Below are 3,600 nucleotides of genomic sequence, written 5' to 3'. Positions count from 1 at the left end.
ACTCGGGAACTGTATAGGATTGCAAAGCTGCCCAGGCTGTATTCGATAGGTTGCCATTACGACCGTTTAATAATGCCTTACGTTGAAACCACATATGTTCAATAATTTGGCGAACTTTGGCTCGTTTCCCAAGATCGAGCAGCACCAGCGTTATAACCTGCATCCAATTCAACGATTCAAGGCGAGAATCCAGCCAGGCATCACGATCAGCTGGAACAGCATGAGAAGTGTACTCTTTCATTTTTTGCTGCAACCTGAAGGTTTTGCCAGTGCCAGGGGGGCCAAAGAAGATCACGTTAGTTGGTGAATGTAGGATGATCTTGTTCTCGATGGGCTCATTGCTGGTTATGAATGTAGTGCTCGCTATTTTCTCCTGCTTTTGTTCATTATCGCGTTCACGGAGCAATTCATAGAGATGCCAGATGGCCATATTCACGTAATAAGGATCTGTGTCAGGAGATTGGGCGTGTATGGCTTGTTTCAATTCATAGTTTTTCTGTAACCAATTTCCGGTCAGTGCCAGACCGAGATGGAAGTGCTGATTTAGGAATTCTGCTGCTTTACTAAAAGCATTCTCATCCACAGTACTGGTGTAGTTTTCTGGCGAGAACGCGGCAAAGACGCGATTTCTCAAACTCCTATACATACGCTTGAGAAGTCCGTTTTCTTTAGCTTGTTGTAGTGCATTGCCAACATATTGGTAAGTTTCTTCATCCGGCTGTTGCCGAATTCGTTCAGTTAGTTCTCTAAGCAGTGGCAGGCTTTGCTGATATTCTGCTAAGGATGGAACGCCCTGGCGAATACTGGCAATACCGTTATCGCGTTCATACCAGAGCCTCTTGACTAAACCATCCGTTTCAGGTTCAGAAAAAGTTGAGGTTTGTTGTAGCAAGGTCGTAAATTCACGGTATCGCTGATCCCACTTGGAAGCTGAGTAATTTTTATCTTTCGCCAGGGCATCAATCAATTCACTGATCGTCAGCTTACCTGCTTCGACACTATCTACAAGATCCATCGTGATATTTCCTCTGCTATTACATTACTTACCAGGCAGCTAGTCTGGTGTTTTATAATCTATATTACCAAGCATTCAATTGTAGCCAAGCGCAATAAGTAAGATTTTCAATGCAAAATACATTTTTTTCATGTTATTGAATTTATTGCTCTCAAACGAGTTTTTGGCATCTTCACTTTGAGTTGTGATTATCGAGTTACTTTGTTGTGCTGAAGCGTTGTTGGTATCAATAGAGTATTAGCTGTGCGGATACTAGTGCAGGGTATGCTCCCTTCTTGGGTCAGCAAGGTGCGATGATTTTGAGTTGGAAGAGGAAAGTACGGGGAGTTGTGTTTGCACCTATAGAAAAGGCCTGAACAATTTAGTCAGAAAGCGTGAAATTAAGCTGTGCGCTGGTGTCGTGTAGCAACGCACAACTTATCAGAATAGCTTGCCCAGCAGCTTAATAAAGAAAAACACATCGCTAAAACTGCTGATACCTCTGAATAAATGGGCTGCGAATATGTTCGCTTTGAAGCAGTCCTTCATGCCCGATTTATCCCCAACGCGATTGCGGTAGAGTCCCAAAAAATGACGTGCCTCTACCAGCGCATGCCGGTACAAAAATACCTTTATTTTTTGTTTTGTTCTTGTTCCGCTACTTGGATGATTTTCGCGATCACTTCAACATAGTTTATAGCACGAACAACGTAGTAATCCGGCCGATGTGTGATAGAGGCCTTATTGTTGATATAGATATAGTCCTTTATATCCAATGTACAGAATCAACCATTGCTCGCTGCAAGATGAACCGTTTAAAAAATGTCTTTATGGCTCCTGCCGGACTGGAAGCGCAGTGAATGCTGCCTGACATAGGATGGCCTGACCATCTGCAGCCACAGATAATGCGGCCATTCGCGGTGTGTAACACAGTGTCTAATCCATTAATAACCTGACAGAGGCGTACCATAGGGCTGCTTTTTGTGAACCGCTCTTCGATGTTGGTCAGCACAGGAATGCCAGCCATTAAAGATCATGACGTCGGCTTGCGACGTACTAACTGCCTGCCATCTTTTTTCTATGAACCCATCTGCTATATCGTCGTCCGCATCAAGGAATATAACCTATTCTCCTTGGTGCAAGGCTAGAGCAGCATTTCGGGCGGCATAGACACCTTGATTGGCCTGCTCAATGAGAATGAGCCGATCATCGTGGATTTGACGAAGAACGTTGCCAGTTTCATCAGTAGAACCGTCATCGACAATGATAAGTTCAATAGCCAAGTGGGGTTCACTGAGGATTTTAGTAACCAAACTAACGCTGGTTTCAGCGGCGTTGTAAGCAGGGATAATGACGCTGACATCGATTCCATTTTTCATATTGAGCTACGATTTTCTTTCGTTGTCATCTTTGAGGCGTCTGATCGTGATAATCCTTCTTTCCCTGATTTCCTCATCGATATCGAATAAGCACTCGTCGCAGAATTCTTTATAGAGTGAGAGCCTCTGTTCAAGGACGCTTCTTTTTTTGTTGCAACGTGCACATCTCTTCATCTTTCCGCGCCTTTGTGACCTCGTGATTTGGGGTACATGGAAAATGGGCGTAGCAAGTCTCAGCTAGATAACTAACCGTAATAAAAGGGCTTTTCTGCGAGCAATGTAAGAGAAGGATAACCAGGCAGGTTGCAAGAAAGATAATCGTTTTGATAGATCAGTTTATCGATATTGATCGTTAGTGCCGATCGATAAGAAGTGCGGAAACGTTAGACTCACCTCTGTTGCTCCATCATGATGATGGGGCTGTTGGCCCTCGAATCTATCTGTCTATTAGCATCGGCATGACAAACACTATTTGTTTCCACAACAAAAGACAATAGAAAAGTACATATGTACAAAAAGTGTGATTTATTCTGTCACTTCAGTACTTCCTTTCGCCTAAGTTTGCCCGTAATAATTCCCCGTGCAGTACTATTGTTGCGACATAACAACATGAATTACATGGTAATAATAGATGTTTTCCTCTGCTGATTCCTGTAAAGATCATGACTCCATACGACATCATTTTTAATATTATACAGTTCAAAAAATCTACATGTGTCACAAATAATTTTACATTTGATAATGTATAGTTGTCACATGACAAGTTGATTATCATTCTGTGTAGACAAGGAGAACTGTTATGACGGATTCAATTCCATCAGGTTACAAGCCGCTGACATGTGACACGCTGCCGGGTTATCTCTCGTCCAGACTGACCCCTTCATGCGAACCGGGAGGGTTACCTGAAGAGTGGAAAGTTTCAGAAGTGGGGGACGGAAACCTGAACATGGTGTTTATCGTTGAGGGGACACATAAAACCATCATTGTAAAACAAGCTCTGCCCTGGCTTCGTGCAGGGGGCGAAGGATGGCCTTTATCTCTGAGCCGTGCGGGCTTTGAGTACAACGTCTTATGTCAGGAAGCCAAGTACGCGGGTCACACACTGATTCCGCAGGTCTATTTTTACGACCCGGAAATGGCGCTGTTTGCCATGGAGTATCTGACTCCTCACGTGATTCTGCGTAAGGAACTGATTAACGGTAAAAAATTCCCTAAACTAGCTGAAGA

At 43.6% G+C, this 3,600-nt stretch carries 1 protein-coding gene and 2 pseudogenes; 1 reads left to right on the top strand and 2 read right to left on the bottom strand.

Annotated elements, in window-relative coordinates; translation table 11 throughout:
* A pseudogene (locus RTW80_RS23145) lies at nt 1–1,015 on the bottom strand (restriction endonuclease); the annotation flags it as partial.
* Nucleotides 1,016–2,118: 1,103 nt separating this feature from the next.
* Nucleotides 2,119–2,373 carry a glycosyltransferase family 2 protein gene (locus RTW80_RS23140; RefSeq protein ID WP_000788354.1) on the bottom strand — a complete coding sequence of 85 codons (255 nt, stop codon included), beginning with the start codon at nt 2,371–2,373 and terminating at the stop codon, nt 2,119–2,121.
* Nucleotides 2,374–3,172: 799 nt separating this feature from the next.
* Here RTW80_RS23140 and RTW80_RS23135 point away from each other — a divergent pair.
* Nucleotides 3,173–3,600 (top strand): annotated as a pseudogene (locus RTW80_RS23135) (S-methyl-5-thioribose kinase); the annotation flags it as partial.

This window comes from Escherichia sp. AM3, from assembly GCF_032029835.1.
Lineage (GTDB): Bacteria > Pseudomonadota > Gammaproteobacteria > Enterobacterales > Enterobacteriaceae > Escherichia > Escherichia coli.
This window is presented reverse-complemented; position numbering and strand designations above follow the sequence as displayed.